17 protein-coding genes are annotated in these 22,872 nt (G+C 59.6%); 13 read left to right on the top strand and 4 right to left on the bottom strand.

Features of this window, described 5'->3' with window-relative positions; genetic code table 11:
- The first annotated feature begins 65 nt into the window (after nt 1-65).
- Nucleotides 66-929: a universal stress protein gene (locus TX23_RS18845; protein ID WP_057703499.1), complete on the top strand. Its 864-nt coding sequence runs from the start codon at nt 66-68 to the stop codon at nt 927-929.
- A 48-nt stretch (nt 930-977) separates the two neighbouring features.
- On the opposite strand, the gene TX23_RS18850 is transcribed toward TX23_RS18845, so the two are convergent.
- Entirely contained in the window at nt 978-1,445 is a 468-nt protein-coding gene (locus tag TX23_RS18850) for a DUF1289 domain-containing protein (protein ID WP_057703500.1), read from the bottom strand.
- 396 nt (nt 1,446-1,841) lie between these two features.
- Between TX23_RS18850 and acnB the strand changes: the two genes are divergently transcribed.
- A complete protein-coding gene (gene acnB, locus TX23_RS18855) occupies nt 1,842-4,451 on the top strand; it encodes a bifunctional aconitate hydratase 2/2-methylisocitrate dehydratase (RefSeq protein ID WP_005787883.1) in 2,610 nt (869 codons plus the stop codon).
- A gap of 218 nt (nt 4,452-4,669) precedes the next feature.
- Here acnB and TX23_RS18860 read toward each other — a convergent pair whose 3' ends face one another.
- On the bottom strand, nt 4,670-5,947 hold the full coding sequence (locus TX23_RS18860; RefSeq protein WP_057703501.1) for a serine/threonine transporter: 1,278 nt from the start codon (nt 5,945-5,947) through the stop codon (nt 4,670-4,672).
- Between the two features lie 551 nt (nt 5,948-6,498).
- Here TX23_RS18860 and TX23_RS18865 point away from each other — a divergent pair.
- The 7 genes from TX23_RS18865 to TX23_RS18895 all read left to right on the top strand — a co-directional run bounded on the left by TX23_RS18865 (nt 6,499) and on the right by TX23_RS18895 (nt 12,561).
- Nucleotides 6,499-6,999, top strand: a complete 501-nt coding sequence (locus TX23_RS18865) for a DUF4822 domain-containing protein (protein WP_057703502.1) — start codon at nt 6,499-6,501, stop codon at nt 6,997-6,999.
- A 53-nt stretch (nt 7,000-7,052) separates the two neighbouring features.
- Nucleotides 7,053-7,487: a hypothetical protein gene (locus tag TX23_RS18870; RefSeq protein ID WP_054921314.1), complete on the top strand. Its 435-nt coding sequence runs from the start codon at nt 7,053-7,055 to the stop codon at nt 7,485-7,487.
- A gap of 144 nt (nt 7,488-7,631) precedes the next feature.
- On the top strand, nt 7,632-8,585 hold the full coding sequence (locus TX23_RS18875) for a 2-hydroxyacid dehydrogenase (protein WP_057703503.1): 954 nt from the start codon (nt 7,632-7,634) through the stop codon (nt 8,583-8,585).
- A gap of 129 nt (nt 8,586-8,714) precedes the next feature.
- Nucleotides 8,715-9,782 (top strand): phosphotransferase family protein, encoded by a 1,068-nt coding sequence (locus TX23_RS18880; RefSeq protein WP_057703504.1) that lies wholly within the window; start codon nt 8,715-8,717, stop codon nt 9,780-9,782.
- Between the two features lie 21 nt (nt 9,783-9,803).
- Complete coding sequence (locus TX23_RS18885; protein WP_032880837.1) at nt 9,804-10,571, top strand: SDR family oxidoreductase; 768 nt, start codon at nt 9,804-9,806, stop codon at nt 10,569-10,571.
- Nucleotides 10,572-10,641: 70 nt separating this feature from the next.
- Nucleotides 10,642-12,075, top strand: coding sequence for a MocR-like pyridoxine biosynthesis transcription factor PdxR (pdxR, locus tag TX23_RS18890; protein WP_057703505.1), 1,434 nt, complete (start codon nt 10,642-10,644; stop codon nt 12,073-12,075).
- A gap of 84 nt (nt 12,076-12,159) precedes the next feature.
- Nucleotides 12,160-12,561: a cupin domain-containing protein gene (locus TX23_RS18895; RefSeq protein ID WP_057703506.1), complete on the top strand. Its 402-nt coding sequence runs from the start codon at nt 12,160-12,162 to the stop codon at nt 12,559-12,561.
- Between the two features lie 66 nt (nt 12,562-12,627).
- Here TX23_RS18895 and TX23_RS18900 read toward each other — a convergent pair whose 3' ends face one another.
- The gene (locus TX23_RS18900; protein ID WP_057703507.1) at nt 12,628-13,257 is read right to left on the bottom strand and encodes a DNA-3-methyladenine glycosylase I; all 630 of its coding nucleotides are present in this window, start codon (nt 13,255-13,257) and stop codon (nt 12,628-12,630) included.
- A gap of 216 nt (nt 13,258-13,473) precedes the next feature.
- Here TX23_RS18900 and TX23_RS18905 point away from each other — a divergent pair, with 216 nt between their 5' ends.
- The 4 genes from TX23_RS18905 to TX23_RS18920 all read left to right on the top strand — a co-directional run bounded on the left by TX23_RS18905 (nt 13,474) and on the right by TX23_RS18920 (nt 17,481).
- Complete coding sequence (locus tag TX23_RS18905) at nt 13,474-14,799, top strand: C4-dicarboxylate transporter DctA (protein WP_177327440.1); 1,326 nt, start codon at nt 13,474-13,476, stop codon at nt 14,797-14,799.
- A 158-nt stretch (nt 14,800-14,957) separates the two neighbouring features.
- Entirely contained in the window at nt 14,958-15,659 is a 702-nt protein-coding gene (locus TX23_RS18910) for a FadR/GntR family transcriptional regulator (RefSeq protein WP_057703508.1), read from the top strand.
- Nucleotides 15,660-15,676: 17 nt separating this feature from the next.
- Entirely contained in the window at nt 15,677-16,360 is a 684-nt protein-coding gene (locus tag TX23_RS18915) for a GntR family transcriptional regulator (protein WP_057703509.1), read from the top strand.
- 131 nt (nt 16,361-16,491) lie between these two features.
- Nucleotides 16,492-17,481 carry a tetratricopeptide repeat protein gene (locus TX23_RS18920; RefSeq protein WP_057703510.1) on the top strand — a complete coding sequence of 330 codons (990 nt, stop codon included), beginning with the start codon at nt 16,492-16,494 and terminating at the stop codon, nt 17,479-17,481.
- Between the two features lie 63 nt (nt 17,482-17,544).
- Here TX23_RS18920 and TX23_RS18925 read toward each other — a convergent pair whose 3' ends face one another.
- The gene (locus tag TX23_RS18925; RefSeq protein ID WP_057703511.1) at nt 17,545-22,413 is read right to left on the bottom strand and encodes an NAD-glutamate dehydrogenase; all 4,869 of its coding nucleotides are present in this window, start codon (nt 22,411-22,413) and stop codon (nt 17,545-17,547) included.
- Between the last annotated feature and the right edge of the window lie 459 nt (nt 22,414-22,872).

Here is a 22,872-nt window from a genome sequence, read left to right on the forward strand (position 1 = left end):
ATCAACATGACGTCTGGCGGGCAGCAACTATAGTTGTTGCAAGCCCCTTCCTGGAGATCCCGATCATGCAAGCCATCCGCAGCATCCTGGTGGTCATCGAGCCCGAGCACTCGGAAAGCCTGGCCCTCAAGCGTGCCAAGCTGATTGCCGGGGTGACCGGCGCGCATCTGCATTTGCTGGTGTGCGACAAGAAGCATGAGCATTCGGCGTTGCTGAGCCTGCTCAAATCCGGCCTGCAGGAAGACGGCTACAGCGTCACCACCGAGCAGGCGTGGAACGACAGCCTGCACGAGACCATTATCGAGGTGCAGCAAGCCGAAGGCTGCGGCCTGGTGATCAAGCAGCATTACCCCGACAGCCCGCTGAAAAAAGCCCTGCTGACGCCGGCGGACTGGAAGCTGCTGCGCTATTGCCCCACGCCGGTGCTGTTGGTCAAGACCGCTACGCCATGGGCTGGGGGAGTGATTCTGGCGGCCATCGATGTGGGCAATACCGACAGCGAACACCGCTCACTGCACAACGCGATCATCGACCACGGCTTTGACATCGCCAGCCTTGCCAAGGCGCAACTGCATGTGATCAGCGCCCATCCGTCGCCGATGCTGTCGGCGGCCGACCCGACCTTCCAGCTCAAGGAAACCATCGAGGCGCGCTATCGCGAGCAATGCAAGGCGTTCCAGGACGAGTTCGATGTGGATGACAGGCACCTGCATATCAAGGAAGGTCCGGCCGACGTGCTGATTCCCCATATGGCCCATCAGTTGCAGGCAGCGGTGACCATCATCGGCACCGTGGCCCGCACCGGAATTTCCGGAGCGCTGATCGGTAATACGGCGGAGGTGGTGCTGGACGCGGTGGAAGGCGACGTGCTGGTGCTCAAGCCGCAGACGCTCATGGACCATCTGGAAGAGCTGGCTACCAAGCCCTGACGCCGCCCTTCAGGCAATGAAGATCAAATGTGGGAGCTCGTCAGTCAGTTAGCCCAGCGCATCTTTCAAGAATCCCGGGGCGATATAGCGCTGGTAATGCGCTTCAGAGAGGATAAAGAACTCCCGATCAATCGCATCGCGCAGGTCCGGCAAGGGCCAGTCGCGAAACTCCGGCAACAGCACCATGCCGTACGCCTCAAGGTTATTGATCACCCGCGCCCCGCGTGCGATCAACTGGTAAGCCCAGCAGTACTCGGACTGGTGCGGCACAAAGCGAATCTTGCGTTGCTCCAACTGGCTGCGCAGGGTTTTGGGGTCGAAAACCTCCACTTTGCCGGCCATGACTTGCACCAGCAGTTGTTCGAGCCGGAGCCAGACTGCGCGTTTTTCTTCCTCGTTATAGCCATTCCACTGGATCACTTCGTGGTGGAAACGCTTGCAGCCGCGACACACGAGATCGCCGTAGACCGTAGAGCACAGGCCTACGCAGGGGGTCTTGATGGTTTGGTTGGACATGGGCAACAACACGCAAATCAGCGAAACAGTGCGCCATGTTAGCCCTTTGTCTAAGGTTGATCACCCAGCAAACTTGGCCAGGCAACTTACCTTTAGATTTTTTTTGCCGTAGAATCACCCGGCCTTGTAAGGCGCCAATAATCCGCTGGAAGCTGTTTTCAAAGCGTCACGAGCACAGTCGTTCCTTCAGAACGGTGTTGGCGTGGTTTCGACCCGGTAGGTCAGAGCCCGCGCCAACCCTCATCAGCTCCGTTCTGCAGGCGTAAAACTTTGAAAGCAGCTTCTGTAAAGGAATGTCGGCAGCGCTGGCTTTGCGGCCCAAAAAGCCCCTGAGCGCATGCGTGCCGTTCATTTCTGGATGAGCGTCCCGTGGGACCACTGATGAGGGTAATAACTGTGCTTGAAGCCTACCGCAAACATATCGAAGAGCGTGCAGCACTGGGTATCGTTCCCCAGCCGCTTAACGCCGAACAAACCGCAGGCCTGGTCGAGCTGCTGAAAAATCCTCCGGCTGGCGAAGAAGAATTCCTCGTTGACCTGATCACCAACCGCATTCCACCAGGCGTTGACGAAGCTGCCTACGTCAAGGCCGGTTTCCTGTCTGCCCTGGCCAAGGGCGAAGCCACTTCCCCCCTGATCGACAAGAAACGCGCTGTTGAACTGCTCGGCACCATGCAAGGCGGCTACAACATCGTGACGTTGGTCGAGCTGCTGGACGACGCCACTCTGGCGCCCGTCGCGGCCGCCCAGCTCAAGCACACCCTGCTGATGTTCGATGCGTTCCACGACGTCGCCGAAAAAGCCCGCAACGGCAACGAACACGCCAAAGGCGTGATCCAGTCCTGGGCTGATGGCGAGTGGTTCCGCAACCGCCCTACCCTGGCCGACAAGATCAGCCTGCGCGTCTTCAAGGTCACCGGCGAAACCAACACCGACGACCTGTCCCCGGCGCCTGACGCCTGGTCCCGCCCAGACATCCCGCTGCACGCCCTGGCCATGCTGAAAATGGCTCGCGAAGGCATCGTGCCGGACGAGCAAGGCAAGACCGGCCCGATGAAGCAGATCGAAGAAATGCGCGGCCAAGGCTTCCCGATCGCCTACGTCGGTGACGTGGTCGGTACCGGTTCGTCGCGTAAATCGGCAACCAACTCGGTCCTGTGGTTCTTCGGCGACGACGTGCCTTACGTGCCGAACAAGCGTGCCGGTGGTTTCTGCTTCGGCAGCAAAATCGCTCCGATCTTCTACAACACCATGGAAGATGCTGGCGCACTGCCAATCGAATTCGACGTCACCAACATGAACATGGGCGACGTGATCGACCTGTACCCTCATGCTGGCAAAGTCTGCAAACACGGCACCGACGAAGTCCTGACCACCTTCGAAATGAAGACTCCGGTGCTGTTGGACGAAGTTCGCGCCGGCGGCCGTATCCCGCTGATCATCGGCCGTGGCCTGACCGACAAGGCCCGTGCCGAGCTGGGCCTGGGCCCTACCGACCTGTTCAAGCTGCCTGAAGCACCTGTCGACACCGGCAAGGGTTTCACCCTGGCGCAGAAAATGGTCGGCAAGGCGTGCGGCCTGCCGGAAGGCAAAGGCGTTCGTCCAGGCACCTACTGCGAGCCGAAGATGACCACCGTGGGTTCCCAGGACACCACCGGTCCAATGACCCGTGATGAACTCAAGGACCTGGCGTGCCTGGGCTTCTCGACCGATCTGGTGATGCAGTCCTTCTGCCACACCGCGGCTTACCCCAAGCCGATCGACGTGACCACCCACCATACCCTGCCTGACTTCATCATGACCCGTGGCGGTGTATCGCTGCGTCCGGGCGACGGCATCATCCACAGCTGGCTGAACCGTATGCTGCTGCCGGACACCGTCGGTACCGGCGGTGACTCCCACACTCGTTTCCCGATGGGCATCTCGTTCCCGGCCGGTTCCGGTCTGGTCGCGTTCGCCGCAGCCACTGGCGTAATGCCACTGGACATGCCGGAATCGATTCTGGTGCGCTTCAAAGGCAAGATGAAACCTGGCATCACCCTGCGTGACCTGGTTCATGCCATTCCTTACTACGCGATCCAGGCTGGCCTGCTGACCGTAGAGAAGAAAGGCAAGAAAAACGCCTTCTCCGGCCGCATCCTGGAAATCGAAGGCCTGAACGACCTGACGCTGGAACAGGCTTTCGAGCTGTCCGACGCCTCGGCTGAACGTTCGGCTGCCGGTTGCACCATCAAGCTGTCCAAAGAGTCCGTCACCGAGTACCTGAACTCCAACATCACCCTGCTGCGCTGGATGATCGGCGAAGGCTACGGCGATGCACGTACCCTGGAACGTCGCGCCCAAGCGATGGAAGCCTGGGTTGCCAACCCGGAACTGATGGAAGCCGATGCCGACGCCGAATACGCCGAAATCATCGAAATCGACCTGTCGGAAATCAACGAGCCGATCCTCTGCGCCCCTAACGACCCGGACGATGCCCGTCTGTTGTCCAGCGTTGCCGGTGAGAAGATCGACGAAGTGTTCATCGGTTCGTGCATGACCAACATCGGTCACTTCCGCGCTGCCGGTAAGCTGCTGGAGCAGGTCAAGGGCCAGCTGCCAACGCGTCTGTGGCTGTCGCCGCCGACCAAGATGGACGCTCACCAGTTGACCGAAGAAGGCTACTACGGCATCTACGGCAAGGCTGGGGCGCGCATGGAGATGCCGGGCTGCTCGCTGTGCATGGGTAACCAGGCACGTGTAGAACCGAACTCCACCGTCGTCTCGACTTCGACCCGTAACTTCCCGAACCGCCTGGGTGATGGTGCAAACGTCTACCTGGCATCGGCTGAGCTGGCGGCCGTCGCCTCCACTCTGGGTCGCCTGCCGACTGTAGAAGAGTACATGGGCTACGCAGCGAAACTGGACACCATGGCCAGTGACGTCTACCGCTACCTGAACTTCGACCAGATCGCCGAGTTCCGCAAGATCGCAGCAAGCGCCAACATCCCGGTGATTCAAGCTTAACGGTGTGTTGATGTGAAAAACGCCGCGTATCGCAAGGTACGCGGCGTTTTTTTATGCCTGGGATACAACGTCAATACCACCGCAAAACAAATGTGGGAGCTGGCTTGCCTGCGATAGCGGTGTATCAGTCATGAATGTAATGACTGACAGATAGCTATCGCAGGCAAGCCAGCTCCCACACTTTTAGAGCTGTGCAGTCAGACAGACCGCATCAGGGCTCAAGCAACCAGCGAATACACCAACGCCGTAATGGCAACCAAGCCAACTGCAGTCACAAACACATTCGACGCCTGCCCACGGTACTTGGCCATGGCCGGCACTTTGCGAATGGCATACATCGGCATCAGGAACAGGATCGACGCGATCACCGGCCCGCCCAGGGTCTCGATCATCCCGAGGATGCTTGGGTTAAGCGTGGCCACGATCCAGCACACCACCAGCATGAAAGCGGCGGTCATGCGGTCCAGGGTCTTGGGTGCCGGGCGGCGACCGGTCTTGACCACCAGGCCCTTGAGGCCTTCGCTGGCGCCGATGTAGTGGCCCAGGAACGACTTGGCAATCGCCACGAACGCAATCAACGGCGCGGCAAAGGCGATGGTCGGGTTGTCGAAGTGATTCGCCAGGTACGACAGGATCGACAGATTCTGCGCTTTGGCTTCGGCCAACTGCGCCGGCGACAGGGTCAGCACGCAACTGAACACGAAGAACAGCACCATCGCCACCATCAGCAGGTGCGCGCGGGACAGGATCTGCGAGCTGCGCTCCTCGGCGTGTGCGCCGTACTGGCGCTTCTGGTCAACCGCAAAGGCCGAGATGATCGGCGAATGGTTGAACGAGAACACCATGACCGGAATCGCCAGCCACAGCGTATTGAGCAACGCCGACGGTGCCGGCACCTCACTGGCAGTGCTGAGAATGCCACCATTCCAATGCGGCACCAGGTACACAGCCAGGAACAGCAAGGCAACGATAAACGGATACACCATCAGGCTCATGGCCTTGACGATCGCTTGTTCGCCGCAGCGCACCACGGCCAGCAGACCGAGGATCAGCACAAACGCGAGGATCGCGCGAGGCGGCGGCATGATGTGCAGTTGGTGCTCCATGAAGCTGCTGACGGTGTTGGTCAGCGCCACGCTGTAGATCAGCAGGATCGGGAAGATCGCGAAGAAATACAGCAAGGTGATCAATGCACCTGCCTTGATACCGAAATGCTCTTCAACCACGTCGGTGATGTCGGAACCTTCACGGCCGGACAGCACGAAACGGGTCAGCCCACGGTGGGCAAAGAACGTCATCGGGAAGGCCAGCAACGCCAGGATCACCAGCGGCCAGAAGCCCCCCAGGCCCGCGTTGATCGGCAAGAACAAAGTACCGGCGCCAATGGCGGTACCGAACAGCCCGAGCATCCAGGTGGTGTCCTGGCGGCTCCAGCTTGTGAGCGTTGCAGGTGTCGTTGCATAGCGTTCGTCGACGCTATTGGCCTGATCATTCATCCGGTCGGATCTCCGCATTCACACGGCCAGGACGAGTCAGAAAAACCTGACAGGCAGCGCCCTGACCTTAACAGGGGCGCGATTGTCCGGGATTCTTGTGAATAAGCAAAGACTTAGCTGAGGAACGGCAATGCAGTGCAAAGCCTGGAAGGCGGTCCATGGGCAGCTCAGTTGATTCAACGCCAGATGCGCACCGCCTTTACCCACCTCACGAGCCTCCCTGCCGGCGTGGCATTGGGAGGGTCGATCACGCAAGGCCGGCGAAGCTGTGTTTAAACAAATCCAGTCATTCAAAGTTCTCCAGTGGCAAGCCGCTGATAGAAACCCAACATCAATTAAAGTTACGCACCCCCACATATAAGAAAGTTCTTACAGACAGTTAATCAGCGCATCTGGACTGAAACTCTAATTATTGCGGGTTTTGTTGCAAGGGTTTTCCCAAGCATTGAGAGCCCCTCCTATCACGTCTATATTCCAGCTCAGCTCAAAAAACAAAGTCCTCTAAACCCACGACAGCAGAATTAAAAACCTCACTCGCCAGGAGCGACTTGATGAAAAAACACAACCTTATTTTCTCCCTGATACTTGCCACCGGAATGCTCAGCCCATTGGCCAGCCAAGCACAACCGGCAGTAGAAAACTCCGACGCAAGTGCCCTGGGCACATCCCCTCGCTGGCTGACGACAAAAGTTTATATAGAGGGCGCCCCAGAGATCGATGTAAAGGACAAGTACCCAGGTGTCGTTGGAATATCAGCGTGGGACCCTGAGCGTAATCGCTACGAATTTTTCTACACCGATACCGGGCTATCAAAATATGACAACGGCGGCGGCGGTTACTTCATGGTAACAGGGGACAAGAAAAACCATATCCTGATACCCGATAAAGGTGCAACGAGAACCATCGTCAGAAAACTTGAGACGTTGAACAATCAGGAATTCACTTACTCTCGTGAAGTGCCGCGCGACATGATCGACGCCAACCCTCTTGTTCGAATACATGTGGTTCATGCGCCCTATACCGGATCAGTAAAAACCACCCCCACCCACTAACCCTCAACACTCACCCCACGAGTAGCGACAATACTCATAAAAGGCCTCACTCAATGAAAACGCTATTAAAGCCATTATTGGCGTCTGTTTTATTGTTCTCTACCCTTGTTTCAGGCGGCCTTCATGCGCAGGCTTCCACATCAGGAAAACCTGTCGCCATCAGCGCTGACAATGCGGTGCTGCTGACCGTTTTCCTCAAACATGACCAATCTCGCAACTTGAACGAAATAAGAACAAAACTCACCGAACAGGAACTCTTTAAAGTATTCCCTCCTGAAGGGGTAGAGATCGTCAGTTGGACCATCGCCATGGGGATCGGCCACGTCATCGTTCTACGCTTCCCCGCCTCGCGCCTGCGGGAGGTCAATCTCGCCATCGAACGCTCTGCATGGGGGCCCTTCAGGACAGAGTTCTTTCCTACCTACGACTACATGGACATCGTAGCGGCCGAACAGAGCAAGGTACGCAAGCCCGCACCCGCTAAATAATTCGCCCGCGTGCAAACAGCGTCTCCCGCTCGCCGAGACGCTGGCACCTTTCGCAAAATCAGTGGCGCTTTCTCGGGCCCTCGGCATTTCGCGCAACAAAAATGCAGCATACTCCGAGCATCGAACTCACCGGAGAGCTGCCCCATGCCCACCACCGTTCTGGTCCTGGTTGAAACCATCAACGAGTACCTGCAAATCATCGAGAGCAATGACTTTCATGTGATTCTGGCGCCGACGCCCGCCGAACGCGCTCAGGCGATCAAGTTGCACGGTGGGCAGATCAAGGCCGTGCTGACCCGTGGCCCGCTGGGGTTGTACGCCGATGAAATCGCGGCACTGCCGTTGTTGGAAATCATCTGCGTGATCGGTGCCGGCTACGAACACGTGGACCTGCAGGCCGCGAGCAATCGTGGGATCGTGGTGACCAACGGTGCAGGGGTAAATGCGCCGTCAGTGGCCGACCATGCCATGGCGCTGCTGCTGTCGCTGGTGCGTGGCGTTCCCCAGACGGATGCAGCGGTGCGGCGTGGCGAATGGCCGAAAGTGATGCGCCCTTCCCTGAGCGGCAAACACCTGGGGATTCTCGGGCTGGGTGCGGTGGGGATGGAGATTGCCCGGCGCGCTGCCCTGGGGTTCGGCATGGAGGTGAGTTATCACAACCGCCAACCCCGCGATGACGTGGATTACACCTACTGTGCGACGGCTGTCGAGCTGGCGCGTACCTCGGATTTCCTGGTGCTGGCTACGCCCGGCGGTGCCAGCACCCGTCACCTGATCGACCGTCACGCCCTGGACGCCCTGGGGCCGCACGGCTTTCTGGTCAACATCGGCCGCGGCAGCGTAGTGGTGACCGCCGACCTGGTCGCCGCGCTGGAGCAGCGCCGCATCGGCGGTGCCGCGCTGGACGTGTTTGACGATGAGCCTGCAGTGCCCGATGCCCTCAAGCGCCTGAGCAATACCGTGCTGACGTCCCACGTGGCCGGCCTGTCCCCGGAAGCGGCCCATGACACGGTGCAGCGCGTCGCTGATAACCTCGTGGAATACTTTGCCGGCCGCCCCGTGCTTACACCGGTGACCTTGCCAGCGCCCGCAAAATGACCAATCAGGCACGCTGATCACCCTTCAACACGCTAACCTATTAAGCCGCCCCGACCTTGTCGCTGGGCGGCGGTGCGCATTAGATTAGGAAATAGTCCAAGGCCTTTAGAATAAGCAGAAGGGATAAGCATGGCGCTGAACGACCAATCGACCCAGATTCGCCCCGGCGAAGAACTTGATGCCAGCCTGATCGATCCCTACCTCAAGGCCCACATTCCGGGCTTGAGCGGCACGCCTGCGATCAGCCAGTTTCCCGGTGGTGCATCGAACCTGACCTACCTGCTCGAATATCCAGGCCAGGAATTCGTGCTGCGTCGCCCACCGTTTGGCCACAAGGCCAAGTCCGCCCACGACATGGGCCGTGAATACCGGATTCTCAACCAGCTCAAAGATGGTTTTCCGTATTGCCCCAAGGCGTACGTGCATTGCACCGATGAATCGGTGATCGGCGCCGAGTTCTATGTGATGGAACGGGTCAACGGCATTATCCTGCGCTCAGACCTGCCGCCAGAACTGGGCCTGGACGCGGCCAGGACTCAAGCATTGTGCAAAAGCTTTATCGACAAGTTCGTCGAACTGCATCAGGTCGACTACAGCGCCTGCGGCCTGGCCGACCTGGGCAAGCCTGAAGGCTACGTGGCGCGGCAGATTCGCGGCTGGAGCGAGCGCTACGAAAAGGCCCTGACCCCTGATGCGCCAAAATGGGAAGCGGTGCGCGCCTGGCTTAACGACAAAATGCCCGCCGACTCGCCCACATCCAGCATCGTGCATAACGACTACCGCTTCGACAACGTGATCCTCGACCCGCACAACCCGATGCAGATCATCGGTGTACTGGACTGGGAACTGACCACCCTGGGCGACCCGCTGATGGACCTGGGCAACACCCTCGCCTACTGGATCGAAGCTGCGGACCCTGCGCCGGTGCAACTGATGCGACGCCAGCCGAGCAACGCTCCGGGGATGCTCACCCGCCGTCAGTTTGTCGACTACTACGCCGAGCGCTCGGGCCTTGCGATCGACAATTACGATTTCTACTACACCTACGGCCTGTTCCGCCTGGCCGGCATCGTGCAGCAGATTTACTACCGTTTCTTCCATGGCCAGACCCAGGACAAACGCTTCGCGCAGTTCATCCACATGAACACGTTGCTGGAGCAGATGAGCCTGAATGTCATCGGCAAATCAGCGCTCTGATTACCCCTACAAGGAACCCTCATGTCCAAGACCAACCTGTTCGACCTTGATGGCAAGATCGCTTTCGTTTCCGGCGCCAGCCGTGGTATCGGCGAGGCCATTGCCAAGCTGCTGGCCCAGCAAGGCGCCCACGTGATCGTCTCCAGCCGCAAGCTGGAAGGTTGCCAGCATGTCGCCGATGCCATCATCGCCGACGGCGGCAAGGCCACGGCGATTGCCTGCCATATTGGTGAAATGGAGCAGATTACCCAGGTATTTGCCGGGATCCGCGAGCAGTTCGGCCGCCTGGATATTCTGGTTAACAACGCCGCAACCAACCCACAATTTTGCAACGTACTGGACACCGACCTCGGCGCATTCCAGAAGACGGTTGACGTGAATATCCGCGGTTACTTCTTCATGTCGGTGGAAGCCGGCAAGCTGATGCGCGAGAACGGCGGTGGCAGCATCATCAACGTGGCGTCGATCAACGGCATTTCGCCGGGCGTGTTCCAGGGCATCTATTCGGTCACCAAGGCGGCCGTGATCAACATGACCAAGGTGTTCGCCAAGGAATGCGCAGCGTTCGGCATCCGTTGCAACGCACTGCTGCCGGGCCTGACCGACACCAAGTTCGCCTCGGCGCTGGTCAAGAACGATTCGATCCTGAAAGTGGCCCTGGCCCAGATCCCCCTCAAACGCGTGGCCGACCCCAGCGAAATGGCCGGCGCGGTGTTGTATCTGGCCAGTGATGCGTCGAGCTACACCACCGGTGTGTCGTTGAATGTGGACGGCGGCTTCCTGTCCTGACACGGCCTGGTTTCTTCAGATCGATTTGCGCGTAACCTTGACGCAGATCGATCTGTCTCCAGGATGAAACATGGAACTGCACCTCGTCATCAATGGCCGCAAGGACCTGGCTGCCCAGCTTTATCAGCAACTGCGCGAAGCCATCGCCACCGGGCGACTTGCCGCCGGCACGCAGTTGCCACCCAGCCGATTGCTTGCCGAGCAACTGGGCGTATCACGTAAAACCGTCTCCGACACCTATTCCACCTTGACGTATGAAGGCCTGCTGGTTGGCAGGATTGGCCGGGGCACGTTCGTCAACGCCTGGGCGCCGCAGCCCGACCGCGTGCAAACCGCCACCGACCTGGCCTGCGCCGCCAACCTGGGCAAGTGGGCGGCACTGCCCTCGCCCATGGGCCACCCTTCCCGCGACGGCATCCTGCGCTACGAATTTATCGGCGGCGCGACTGCGCGCAACCAATTCCCCCAAGACGAGTGGCGACGTTGCACCCAGGATGCGCTGCGCCGTATCGCCCAGAACAGTGGTTTCTACAGCCAACCGGAAGGGTTACCGGCATTGCGCGAGGCCATCGCCGGGCATATCGCGTTTTCCCGGGGTGTCAAATGCCGCGCCAGCGATATCGTGGTCACCAACGGCGCGCAGCAGGCGCTGGACCTGATTGCCCGCGTGGTGCTGGAACCGGGCAGCAGGGTCGCGATGGAAGACCCAGGCTACAGCCCCGCACGCCAAATGTTCGTAGCAATGGGCGCCAGCGTCGCCAGCGTGGCCGTCGATGAACAGGGCATCCAGGTCGACCAGATCCCCGATGGTACCCGTCTGATCTACGTCACCCCGTCCCACCAGTTTCCCCTCGGTATGCCTATGAGTCAGACGCGCCGCGAGGCTCTGCTGGACCGCGCCATCGAGCTGGGTGCGATCATCATCGAAGACGACTACGACAGCGAATTTCGCTACGAAGGGCGCCCCACCGACTCCCTGCAAAGCCTGGACACCCGAGGCGTGGTGACCTACGTCGGCACCTTCTCCAAAACCTTGTTGCCCGAGTTACGTCTGGGCTACGCGGTGCTGCCGCCAGCGATCTATGGCGCGGTGCTCAAGGCCAAGCAATTGACCGACCAGCACAGCTCTACCCTGCCGCAGTGGGCGTTGGCCAAGTTCATCAGCGAAGGTTACCTGCTCAAGCATATTCGCCGTTGCCACAGCATCTACGCGGGCCGTCGCGAACGAATACTGCAACGTCTGGCGGGCGATCTTTCACCGTGGTTCGAGGCGGTTCCGACGGTGGCCGGCTTCCACCTGGCGGCATTGTGCAAGGTGGCGTTGAATATCCCCTTGCTGATAGAACAGGCGCGTCAGGTCGAGGTCGGGTTGTACCCCCTGGACGTATTCTTCCACGATGTGCCATTGCGCTCGGGGTTGATTTTCGGCTTCGGTGCCATCGAAACCCTGGACATCGACCCGGCGCTGGACAAGGTGCGCGATATTCTTCGGCAGATTGGCTAAGGGATTTTCCGGCGTATTGGTCATTGGTGGCGTGCGCGCTGCGGCGTAGGGTGAAGGAGTCTTGAATTACCTGGAATCCTGATCATGAAACGATTGCTCGCCACCACGCTGATGCTCACCTCCCTCAGCGCAATTGCCCACGACCCGGTGTACAACCAGGAAACGCTCAAGGTGCTGCAGGAGCACGCCTTGACCAACGTACCCGGCAAGAAAACCCTCATGCTCACCGTGGACTACGCCCCCGGCCAGGCCACCGTACCCCATAGCCACACCGGCACTGCGGTGGCTTATGTGCTGCAAGGCGCGGTCACTTCGCGGGTCAACGATGAGAAGGCGATCACCTATAAGGCCGGGCAATCGTTCTATGAACCGGCCGGCTCGCGGCATTTTGAGTCAAGCAATGCCAGCCAGACCCAGCCGGCCAAGTTGCTGGTGGTGATGGTGATGGATGACAAGGCTGAGGTACTCACCCCGCTTCCCAAATAATCAGCAACACCACAAAACCCATGTGGGAGCTGGCTTGCCTGCTCCCACAGTTTTAACCGTGTCTGGTCAGGGACGTTTGAATAGGTCGCGCTGGTGTTCAATGCGCAGCCGGCACTCGCAACCCTCCAGATGATCATTGACCATCCCCATCGCCTGCATCAACGCATACATCGTGGTCGGGCCGACGAAGGTCCAGCCGCGTTTCTTCAGGGCCTTGGACAAGCGCATCGAAGCCGGTGAGGTCGGATTACCGGACCAGTAGGCGATGTCCACCACGGCCGGGCGTTCGGCTTCGCCGGGTTCGAATGCCCATAACCAACGTGCCAGCGAGCCGGTTTCTTCCACCAGTTCACAGGCCCGGCGCGCGTTGTTGATGGTGGAGACGATCTTGGCGCGGTTACGCACAATCCCCGGATCCGTCATCAACCGCTCGATATCCGCCTGGCCATATTGCGCGACCTTGCGAAAATCAAACCCGTGGAACGCCTGACGAAAATGTTCACGCTTGCGCAAGATCGTGATCCACGCCATCCCGGCCTGGAAGCCCTCCAGGCAGATTTTCTCGTACAACTGCACGTCATCCGCCACCGGCACGCCCCATTCGTGGTCGTGGTAATGAAGATATTCCGGGGCGGCGTTGCGCCAACTGCAATGGGTACACCCTGTGGGGTCGGTTGTCAGTCCTGGTTGGTCCATCGATCACCTCATGTGCCGAGGGCCGATGATACGCAAAAAATTTTAAACCCCGTCAACCGCTCAAGCACCGCACTGACCGACCAACTGGTCAGACCGGGACCTGCCAGCCGGTGAATATTTACTTGTGGTTTGAAAAAAACCGAGCGTAGACTGGCCCGGCACTGGACTTACCGGTAAGACCACAACAATTAAGCCCTGGAACCACCAGGGCACCGAATAGAGATCCCTCCCATGCTCAGATGGTGCTCGCGTTCGATTTTCCTGCAAGTCGTGATTGGCCTGATGCTCGGCATCGCCTGCGGCCTGGCCCTTCCCGAATTCTCCTCACAACTCAAACCCCTGGGTGACGGCTTTATCAAGCTGATCAAAATGCTGATCGGTCTGATCGTATTCTGCGTGGTGGTCAGCGGTATTTCGGGCGCAGGTGATTTGAAGAAGGTCGGGCGTATCGGCCTCAAGTCGGTGATCTATTTTGAAGTGCTGACCACCGTTGCCCTGGTGCTCGGCCTGATCATGGCCTTCAGCACCGGCATCGGCAGCGGCGCCAACATTCACCTTGAGCAACTCTCTTCGGCCGGTTTGAATGAACTGGCCGACAAGGGCCAGCACATCAAGGGCACCAGCCAGTTCCTGATGGACCTGATTCCCAACTCGGTGATTGGTGCATTTGCCGATAACAACGTGCTCCAGGTGTTACTGTTCTCGGTACTGTTCGGCAGCGCATTGAACCTGGTGGGCGAAGCGGCCAGCGGCATCTCGCGGCTGATCAACGAATTGAGCCATGTGATCTTCCGCATCATGGGCATGATCGTGCGCCTGGCGCCGATTGGCGTATTCGGTGCCATCGCGTTCACCACCAGCACCTACGGCCTGGACTCGCTGCAACACCTGGGCAGCCTGGTCGGGCTGTTCTACCTGACGTGCTTTGCCTTTGTCGCGCTGATCCTGGGGCTGGTGATGCGCTTGTCCGGTCTGCGGATGCTGCCGCTGCTCAAGTACCTGCGCGAGGAGCTGCTGATCGTGATGGGCACCGCTTCATCCGACGCCGTGCTGCCGCAGATCATGCGTAAGCTGGAACATCTGGGCATTGGCAGTTCCACCGTGGGTTTGGTGATCCCCACCGGTTACTCGTTCAACCTCGACGGTTTCTCGATCTACCTGACCCTGGCCATCGTGTTTATCGCTAACGCCACCGGTACACCGCTGTCGATGACCGACTTGCTGACCATCCTGCTGGTATCGTTGATCACCTCCAAAGGCGCCCATGGCATTCCGGGCTCGGCATTGGTGATTCTGGCGGCGACACTCACGGCGATCCCTGCGATTCCGGTGGTGGGCCTGGTGTTGGTGCTGGCGGTGGACTGGTTCATGGGCATCGGTCGGGCGCTGACCAACCTGATCGGCAACTGCGTGGCTACCGTGGCGATTGCGCGCTGGGAAAAAGACATTGATATCCAGCGTGCCAACAAGGTGCTGGACGGTCAGCAAGGCTATGCCTTCCAGGCCAAGAAACCGGTATTACCGGCGCATCAGGAGTTCTAGGACAACACCCATCCAATGTGGGAGCTGGCTTGCCTGCGATAGCGGTGAGTCAGCGTCAAATGTAGTGCCTGACACTCAGTCATCGCAGGCAAGCCAGCTCCCACATTGGCCTTTTGCCAGACTGAATACTGTATGAGCAACATCAAGGAGCCATCGACGTGATCAGCACCTCAACCGTCGTCAATTCAGTGGTAGAAAAACTGCGGGCCGCCCTCGCACGCGGCCAGTGGCGGCGTGGCGAAATGTTGCCCGGCCAGCGTGAACTGGCCGAGCAACTGGGCATCAGCCGCCCGAGCCTGCGCGAAGCGGTAATCGTGCTGGAAACCCTTGGCCTGGTGCGCTCCATGCCCGGCAAGGGTGTGGTGGTACTGGAAACCAGTGTCAGCGAGCCGCAGTCGAGCGACGCCGTGGCCGACGCCAGCCTCGAAGACATTCTGCAGCTGCGCTACACCCTTGAACCCTTCATCGTCGGCCTGGTCGCCCAATCCATCAGCAGCAAGGAGATCGGCCAACTGCGCCTGACCCTGATGGACATGCGCGAAGCTCTGGATGCCGGTGACGCCGAGGCGGGCATGAACGCTTACATCGACTTTCACGAAGAACTGTTTGCCCTGACGTCCAACCCGATCTTCCAGAACGTGGTGCAACAAACCAGCACGGCACTCAAGCAAAGCGCCCAGGTGTTGCGCAATTCCCCAGAGCACTTGGCCGAACGCCTGCACGAAAACGAGGCCGTGGTACGCGCCATCCGCAACAAGAACAGCGCCCTGGCCAGTGCCGAAATGCGTCGGCACATCCTGCAGGAAGGCCTGCGCATGGGCATTCGCTTGAACATCCCGGATGACCATCTGGGCAGTTGAATAATTGGAGACCGGCCATGAACGTCCAAGCCCTGCAACGCGATCCCCTGCCCTGCCTGCGTCTGGTGTCGGGCAAGAAGCTTTCGGTCGATGACATCTACCCACGCCTGTTCGACGCGATCCTTGAGCAGCGTATCGCCCCCGCCAGCCGCTTCACCGAAGAAAGCCTGGGCGAAACCTTTGGCGTGAGCCGCAGTGTGATCCGCCGCGTTCTGGCCAAGTTGTCCCATCAACAAGTGATCATCCTGCGCCCCAACCAGCGCGCCCAGGTGGCTGCGCCGGATGCCCAGCAGACCCGGCAGATTCTCGAAGCCCGGCGCATGACCGAAATGACGGTGGTGCAATTGGCGTGCGCCCAAGCCACCTCGGTACAGGTACGCCAGCTACGGGACTTGATCGCCCGCGAGCGTGACTGCATCGAACGCGACCAGCGCGGTCCGGCGATTCGGTTGTCTGGAGAGTTCCATTTGCAGCTGGCCGCTATCGCAGGGAACGGCCCATTGGCGCAGTTTCTTAACAGCCTGGTGCCATTGACCTCGCTGGTCATTGCCCAATACGAAACGCAAGCCTGCACTTACTGCGCGTGGCAGGAGCACAGGGCGATTGTGGACGCTGTGGAGCAGCGTGACAGTAACGCCGCTGTGGCCTTGATGACCCGGCACCTGGACCACCTTGAAAGCAAGTTGCTCATGCACCATTGATCCTTAAGAACAGATCAAAAGCCTTTCACTGTTTGCCAAACCGCAGCGCGCTAAGTAATTAACGCCTGGGCTCCAGGCGTTCTTCATAACCTGTGTAACGCACAATCCAGTGCTTAATACAGGTATGAGATATGTCCACCGAATCCCAAGTGCTACCCCCTCTGTTCTCGCTGATCACACAGCTGCATGACGAGGCCGGGACACTACCGGCCCACTTGAACTCGACCCTTACCGAATTAACCGAAGCAGCCAAAGACACCGGGTTCTCGCTATTCAGCTTGCGCAGATACAAAAAGGCCAGGTTCCACCTGACCATCGCCGGCGCCGCTGGCGACGTAGACGCGCAATACGCCATGGCCACGTGCCAATCTGTGCTGGACGGGGGGGGACGCCGTCCGACCTCCGCCACCCGGCAATGGCTGTCGCTGGCTGCCGCCCAGGACCACATACCTGCCTTGATGAGGTTGGGTGACGTTCACTCACTGGCCAAGGCCAAAGAGCTGGCAACCCACGCAGCAAATAACAATGCCCCCCGTGCAATGATCTACCTGTACTTGATGACCCAGGACATCGAATGGCTGAACCGCGCCGCTGCCACAGGCGCGCCTGAGGCGCTGTTTGAACTTGCCCAGGCTTACCGTAAAAGGCCAGCACTGATTGCCGACACCCTGCAACGCGAGGCAACGATTGCGCAGTTGATCCAACGCTCGGCCGACGGTGGGCATCGCGCGGCAGTGTATGAATTGGCCTTTGCCGAAGACGGAACGGTGAGTACCGAGCAAAAGCAGAAACGCATCATTCAATTGGCCGAGATGGGCCAACTGGACGGGCTGCTTGAGTATGGCTATGCGCTGGCGGGCCTGTCTCAAGACAAAGCCAAAACCCACCGCACGTACGGGCTTGAAAGGAACCTGCCCAAAGCCTGTGCATTACTGAGACTGGTGCTGATAGAAACCGCTGACGCGATGGCACTACCAAATATTGAAGCGGACTATTGGGCATTGATGCATCAGATGTCAGACACCCAGGACTATCAAGCGATCCTGGCGGATCTTCAGGAAACCACACCGAAGCTATTCAGCGTCCTTGAGCCGGTGGTCGTTGTAGGCCTGCCTGATTGAGACCTGCTCCAATTAAAAAGCCCCCGTATCTGACGATACGGGGGCTTTTTTGTCAGCGCTTGATCAAGCCGGCTGCAACACCGACTGACCGCTCAACGCCAGGTCCAGCAACTCCCGGTTGGCCACCGCATACATGGCGTAGTCCGTGCCGACCGCGGCACGAATTTCCACCATCATGGCACGCCAGCGATCAGCCATGTCCTGGTGCTGCTCAAGCCACAGGGCCACACGGGCTTCCATGTCTTGTGGCGCGTCAGCCATTTGCAGTACCGAGATGGTAATCGCACGTTGCTGCCAGTCCACGTCATCGCGGAAGGCTTCGCGGGCCTGGGCCTGCCAGTTGTTGGCCACCGGCAGGTCGCTGATCTGCTGCAGGTACCACGGCAGGTCCAGGGCGCTGCCGACGGCGAAGTAGGCCTTGGCCACTTCGGCGGCGTCGTGCCCGGTCACGTCGGCGGCTTCGATGATCGGCAGCAAGGTGTACAGGTGGGTAGTACCTGCAACCATGCGTGCCAACAACTCCGGTACGCCGGCCTGGGTGTAGGCCTGGTAACGGTTCTGCCAGCCTTCACGGGTCGGACCTTCCAGCAGTTCGTCAAGCTTGAGACCCAACGCCGCCAGATGCGGACCGAAGTGCGCAGTGTCACGCCCGGCGTCCTGTTCGTTGCGACGGCTGCGCAGGAACCAGCGCGTAGCACGACGGCCCAGGCGCATCAGTTCGTCCATCAGCTCCAGTTGCACGTCGGCCGACACCTGGTGGTCCAGGGCTTCGATCTGACGGAACCAGTGCGGGAGGTGGAAGATATCGCGCACGATCACGTAGGCACCGGCGACGTTCGCCGGGCTCATGCCGGTCGACTCTTTGAGTCGCTGCACGAAGGTGATACCCATGTGGTTGACCAGGTCGTTGGCGATCTGGGTGCTGACAATCTCGCGCTTGAGACGGTGGCGACGCATGGCTTCGGAGAACTTGGCCACCAAACTCGGCGGGAACGCGGTCTCCATGTCACGGGTCAGGTACTCGTCATCCGGCACCTGAGATTTGAGCAGCGCTTCCTTGAGGTCGATCTTGCTGTACGAGATCAGCACCGACAGCTCCGGACGGGTCAGGCCCTTGCCGGTGGAAGCGCGCTCGGTGAGCTGTTCTTCGGTCGGCAGGTACTCGATGGCGCGGTCCAGCTTGCCACGGCCTTCCAGGTCGCTCATCAGGCGTTTGTACTCGGCGGCGCGCTCGTAAGCCTTGCGTGCGGCCAGGGACAGGGCCTGGGTCTGCTTGTAGTTGTTGCCCAACACCAGGTGGCCGACTTCGTCAGTCATGCTCGCCAGCAACTGGTTGCGCTGCTTGTCGGTCATGTCACCGGCCTGCACCACTTCGTTGAGCAGGATCTTGATGTTCACTTCGTGGTCGGAGCAGTCCACGCCGCCGGCGTTGTCGATGAAGTCGGTGTTGGAACCGCCGCCATTGAGGCCAAACTCCACACGGCCCAGTTGGGTCATGCCCAGGTTACCGCCCTCGCCCACCACCTTGCAGCGCAGTTCGTTGCCGTTCACGCGCAGCGCGTCGTTGGCCTTGTCGCCCACGTCGGCATGGCTTTCGGTGCTGGCCTTGACGTACGTACCGATACCGCCGTTCCACAACAGATCCACCGGCGCCTTGAGCAAGGCGTTGAGCAGTTCGGTCGGGGTCAGCTTGTCGGCCTGGATGTCGAAGCGCTCTTTCATCTGTGGCGAGATGGCGATGCTCTTGGCGCTGCGCGAGAAGATACCGCCGCCTTCAGACATGATGCTGGTGTCGTAGTCGGTCCAGGACGAACGCGGCAGCTCGAACATGCGCTGGCGCTCGACGAAGCTGGTGGCCGGGTTCGGGTTCGGATCGATGAAGATGTGCAGGTGGTTGAAGGCCGCGACCAGTTGCAGCTTGTCGGACATCAGCAAACCATTGCCGAACACGTCACCGGCCATATCGCCGACGCCCACTACGGTGATGCTGTCTTCCTGCACATTGATGCCGCGCTCACGGAAGTGACGCTGCACACCTACCCACGCGCCCTTGGCGGTGATGCCCATTTTCTTGTGGTCGTAACCGGCAGAACCGCCGGAAGCGAACGCGTCACCCAGCCAGAAGCCGTAATCGATGGCGATGCCGTTGGCGATGTCGGAGAAGGTCGCAGTGCCTTTGTCCGCCGCCACCACCAGGTAGGGGTCATCGTCGTCATGGCGCACGACGTTGGCCGGAGGCACCAGGGCGCCATCCTTAAGGTTGTCGGTAATGTCCAACAGGCCGGAAATAAAGATGCGGTAGCAAGCGATGCCCTCGGCCGCGATCTCGTCACGGCTGCCGCCCAATGGCAGGCGCCGCGGCAAGAAGCCACCCTTGGCGCCCACCGGCACGATCACCGAGTTCTTAACTTGCTGGGCTTTTACCAGGCCGAGCACTTCGGTACGGAAGTCTTCTTCACGGTCGGACCAGCGCAGGCCGCCGCGAGCGACATTGCCGAAGCGCAGGTGCACGCCTTCAACCCGTGGCGAATACACGAAAATTTCAAACTTCGGCACTGGCTTGGGCAGTTCGGGAATCGCGTGCGGGTTGAACTTGAAGCTGAAGTACGACTTGTTCTGGCCGTTGGCGTCGGTCTGGTAGAAGTTGGTACGCAGGGTGGCCTTGATCAGGTCAAGGTAGCGACGCAGGATGCGGTCTTCGTTAAGCACCTGAACATCGTCCAGGGCGGTGAGGATCGCTTGCTCCAGGCGCTGCTGCTTGTCTTCCAGGTCGTCGGCGGTGAGCTTGCGCGCGAGATAAAAGCGGGTCTTGAACAACCGAGTCAACTCGCGGGCGATGTCGGTGTGGTTGTTCAGGGTGCTGGCGATGTAACCCAGGTCGAAGCCCAGGCGGATCTGCTTGAGGTAACGGGCGTAGGCACGCAGCAGCGCAACGTCGCGCCATGGCAGGCCGGCGGTCAGCACCAGGCGGTTGAACGCGTCGTTCTCGGCGTCGCCATGCACGATGTGCACGAAGGCGTCCTGCAGGGTGTCGTTGAGCTGCTGGATATCCAGGTTCACGCCTTCGGCGGCGATGAACGCAAAATCATGGATCCAGAACTCACGGCCATTGGCATGGCGCAGGCGATACGGGAACTCGCCCAGCACGCGCAGGCCGAGATTTTCCAGGATCGGCAGTACGTCGGACAGCGCCAGCGGAGTATCCGCATGGTAGAGCTTGCAATGCAGCTCGCGCTGACCGGAGACCTGGCCCAGCGGCTGATAGAAGCTCATCACCAGCGGGTTGGCTTCGGTGAGGCTGTTGAGGTGCTGCATGTCGACCACGGCCGAATGCGCGGCAAAACGCTCGCGATAGCCGGCCGGGAAGCCTTTGGGGAAGTCGGCCAGCACGTTGGTGCCCTGGGCTTCGCCGAAGCTTTCCACGACCAGGCTGGCGTAGTCGTCCTGCCAGCTGCGGCAGGCTTGCACCACTTCTTTTTCCAGTTGCAGCGGGTCGATGTCCAGGCGGTTCTTCGGGTCTACCCGCAGAATCAGTTGCACACGGGCAAGGACGGACTCGGAGAAGAAGGTCCAGAACTCGCAGTCCGAAGCCTTGAGGCGATCCATCAGCACTTGCTGGATCTTCTGGCGCACTTCGGTGGAGTAGATGTCACGCGGCACGTAGGCCAGGCAGTAGCAGAAACGACCGTACGGGTCTTTGCGCAGGAACACGCGGATCTTGTTGCGCTCCTGGATCTGCACAATCGACATGACGGTGCTGAACAATTCGTCGACCGGGGTCTGGAACAGGTCGTCGCGGGGCAGCACTTCAACCACCTGGGCCAGTTCCTTGCCCAAATGCGCCTTGGCCTGGAACCCCGAGCGACGCTCGATTTCCGCGACCTTGCGACGAATGTACGGGATCACTCGCACGCTTTCGCCGTACACCGAGGAGGTGTAGAGGCCCATGAAGCGGTGTTCCTTGATGACCTTGCCGTCGGCGCTGATCTCGCGGATCGACACATAGTCCGGATACGCTGGGCGGTGCACGCGGCTTGGGTGTGCGGCCTTGGCGAACGACAGCACGGTCGGCTCGCGCAGGTAGGCTACAGCGTAGTCTTCGATGCGCAGGTCCTCGGCGGTGAGGCCGGCGCGCAACAGCTTGGTCAGACCGAGGAAAGAGCTGGCGTCATATTCGATATGACCGCCGTCCGCCTCGTCACGTACCACAAACTCTTCATAGCCCAGGAAGGTGAAGTGGTTGCCCACCAGCCATTCCAGGAAGTTCTTGATCTCGGCTTTTTCTTCGCCGTCGATGGCGAACGCGCTGGCGTCGATACCGGCCAGCAGGTCCTGGACCTTGGCTTTCATCGGTTCGAAATCAGCCACAGCCACGCGCACTTCGCCCAGCACCTGCTCAAGCTCTTTGCTCAGCACGTTCAGTTCGGCGGCGTTGGCGCAGCGGTCAATCTCAAGGTACATCAGCGATTCTTGAAGAATGCCTTCGCCCTGGGTGCCCTTGGGCAGGATTTCCAGCAATTCGCCCTTGCTGCCACGGCGCACGCTGAGCACGGTGGTTTGCAGGGTGTGGATGCTGTAGCCACGGCGGTTCAGCTCGGTGCGTACCGAGTCGACCAGAAATGGCAGGTCATGGTGCAACACTTCGACCGCGGTGTGGGTCGATTGCCAGCCATGACGTTCGTAATCAGGGTTGTAGACCCGCACCTGCGGTTGGGTGTGATCAAAGCGCTCAAGCAGGCGCCAGGCAGACAGGGTGCAACCGGCCAGGTCGGAAAGGCGACGCTGGGTCAGTTCGTCCAGAGAAATGATGCCGAAGAATTGCTCAGCGAACAGCGCCACTTGTGGCAGTGCCTGTTCACTGATGTGCTGCGCCAGTGCCGCTTGCAGTTGGTGCTGGAAGTCGGCCTTGCTGGCTGCGGTGAAGAACGCCATCTGTGGTACTCCGCTTGGGCTTGTTATTGATGGAAGCGTCGCGTGTTATCCCCTTGCGGGGAGACCGTCAGCTCTGTTCGTGGGTCACGATAAACGAATCAGAGCGACAGGTGGGTGAAGCTGGACAAGACAGTCAGGTCACATTCAACGTCCATTGGATGCACACCGTGCCGGGTGACGGTACGACGGGCAGGTCAGGCGCCTGGCGCGGGGCACATCCGTTGCGCAGCTTAACGAGTGTAGTAAGACCGCTGCTTTCCGCACGGCGACATATTCGGTCAAGCGCAGGCAAACCTGAAGCAGCTCGCTTTCCCAGGCTCGGCAAGCGCGCCAATAGGTTTTATCAACCGAATTCATAGAATCTTAAAATGGATTCAAGTCGCCGGGTTTGACCAATCAGTTGTTAGTCGATGCACATCGCGTTGATTGAACAACACCCCAAGGACGGCCCACTCGTTA

The sequence above is a fragment of the Pseudomonas paralactis genome, from assembly GCF_001439735.1.
Classification (GTDB): Bacteria; Pseudomonadota; Gammaproteobacteria; order Pseudomonadales; family Pseudomonadaceae; genus Aquipseudomonas; species Aquipseudomonas paralactis.

Excerpts from the sequence above, each read along its gene's own strand:
- TX23_RS18865 (WP_057703502.1), top strand. The coding sequence starts at position 6,499 with ATGAAAAAACACAACCTTATTTTCTCCCTGATACTTGCCACCGGAATG.
- pdxR (WP_057703505.1), top strand. The coding sequence starts at position 10,642 with ATGGAACTGCACCTCGTCATCAATGGCCGCAAGGACCTGGCTGCCCAG.
- TX23_RS18875 (WP_057703503.1), top strand. The coding sequence starts at position 7,632 with ATGCCCACCACCGTTCTGGTCCTGGTTGAAACCATCAACGAGTACCTG.
- TX23_RS18845 (WP_057703499.1), top strand. The coding sequence starts at position 66 with ATGCAAGCCATCCGCAGCATCCTGGTGGTCATCGAGCCCGAGCACTCG.
- TX23_RS18915 (WP_057703509.1), top strand. The coding sequence starts at position 15,677 with ATGAACGTCCAAGCCCTGCAACGCGATCCCCTGCCCTGCCTGCGTCTG.
- TX23_RS18925 (WP_057703511.1), bottom strand. The coding sequence starts at position 22,413 with ATGGCGTTCTTCACCGCAGCCAGCAAGGCCGACTTCCAGCACCAACTG.
- TX23_RS18860 (WP_057703501.1), bottom strand. The coding sequence starts at position 5,947 with ATGAATGATCAGGCCAATAGCGTCGACGAACGCTATGCAACGACACCT.
- TX23_RS18880 (WP_057703504.1), top strand. The coding sequence starts at position 8,715 with ATGGCGCTGAACGACCAATCGACCCAGATTCGCCCCGGCGAAGAACTT.
- TX23_RS18870 (WP_054921314.1), top strand. The coding sequence starts at position 7,053 with ATGAAAACGCTATTAAAGCCATTATTGGCGTCTGTTTTATTGTTCTCT.
- TX23_RS18850 (WP_057703500.1), bottom strand. The coding sequence starts at position 1,445 with ATGTCCAACCAAACCATCAAGACCCCCTGCGTAGGCCTGTGCTCTACG.
- TX23_RS18900 (WP_057703507.1), bottom strand. The coding sequence starts at position 13,257 with ATGGACCAACCAGGACTGACAACCGACCCCACAGGGTGTACCCATTGC.
- TX23_RS18885 (WP_032880837.1), top strand. The coding sequence starts at position 9,804 with ATGTCCAAGACCAACCTGTTCGACCTTGATGGCAAGATCGCTTTCGTT.
- TX23_RS18895 (WP_057703506.1), top strand. The coding sequence starts at position 12,160 with ATGAAACGATTGCTCGCCACCACGCTGATGCTCACCTCCCTCAGCGCA.
- TX23_RS18920 (WP_057703510.1), top strand. The coding sequence starts at position 16,492 with ATGTCCACCGAATCCCAAGTGCTACCCCCTCTGTTCTCGCTGATCACA.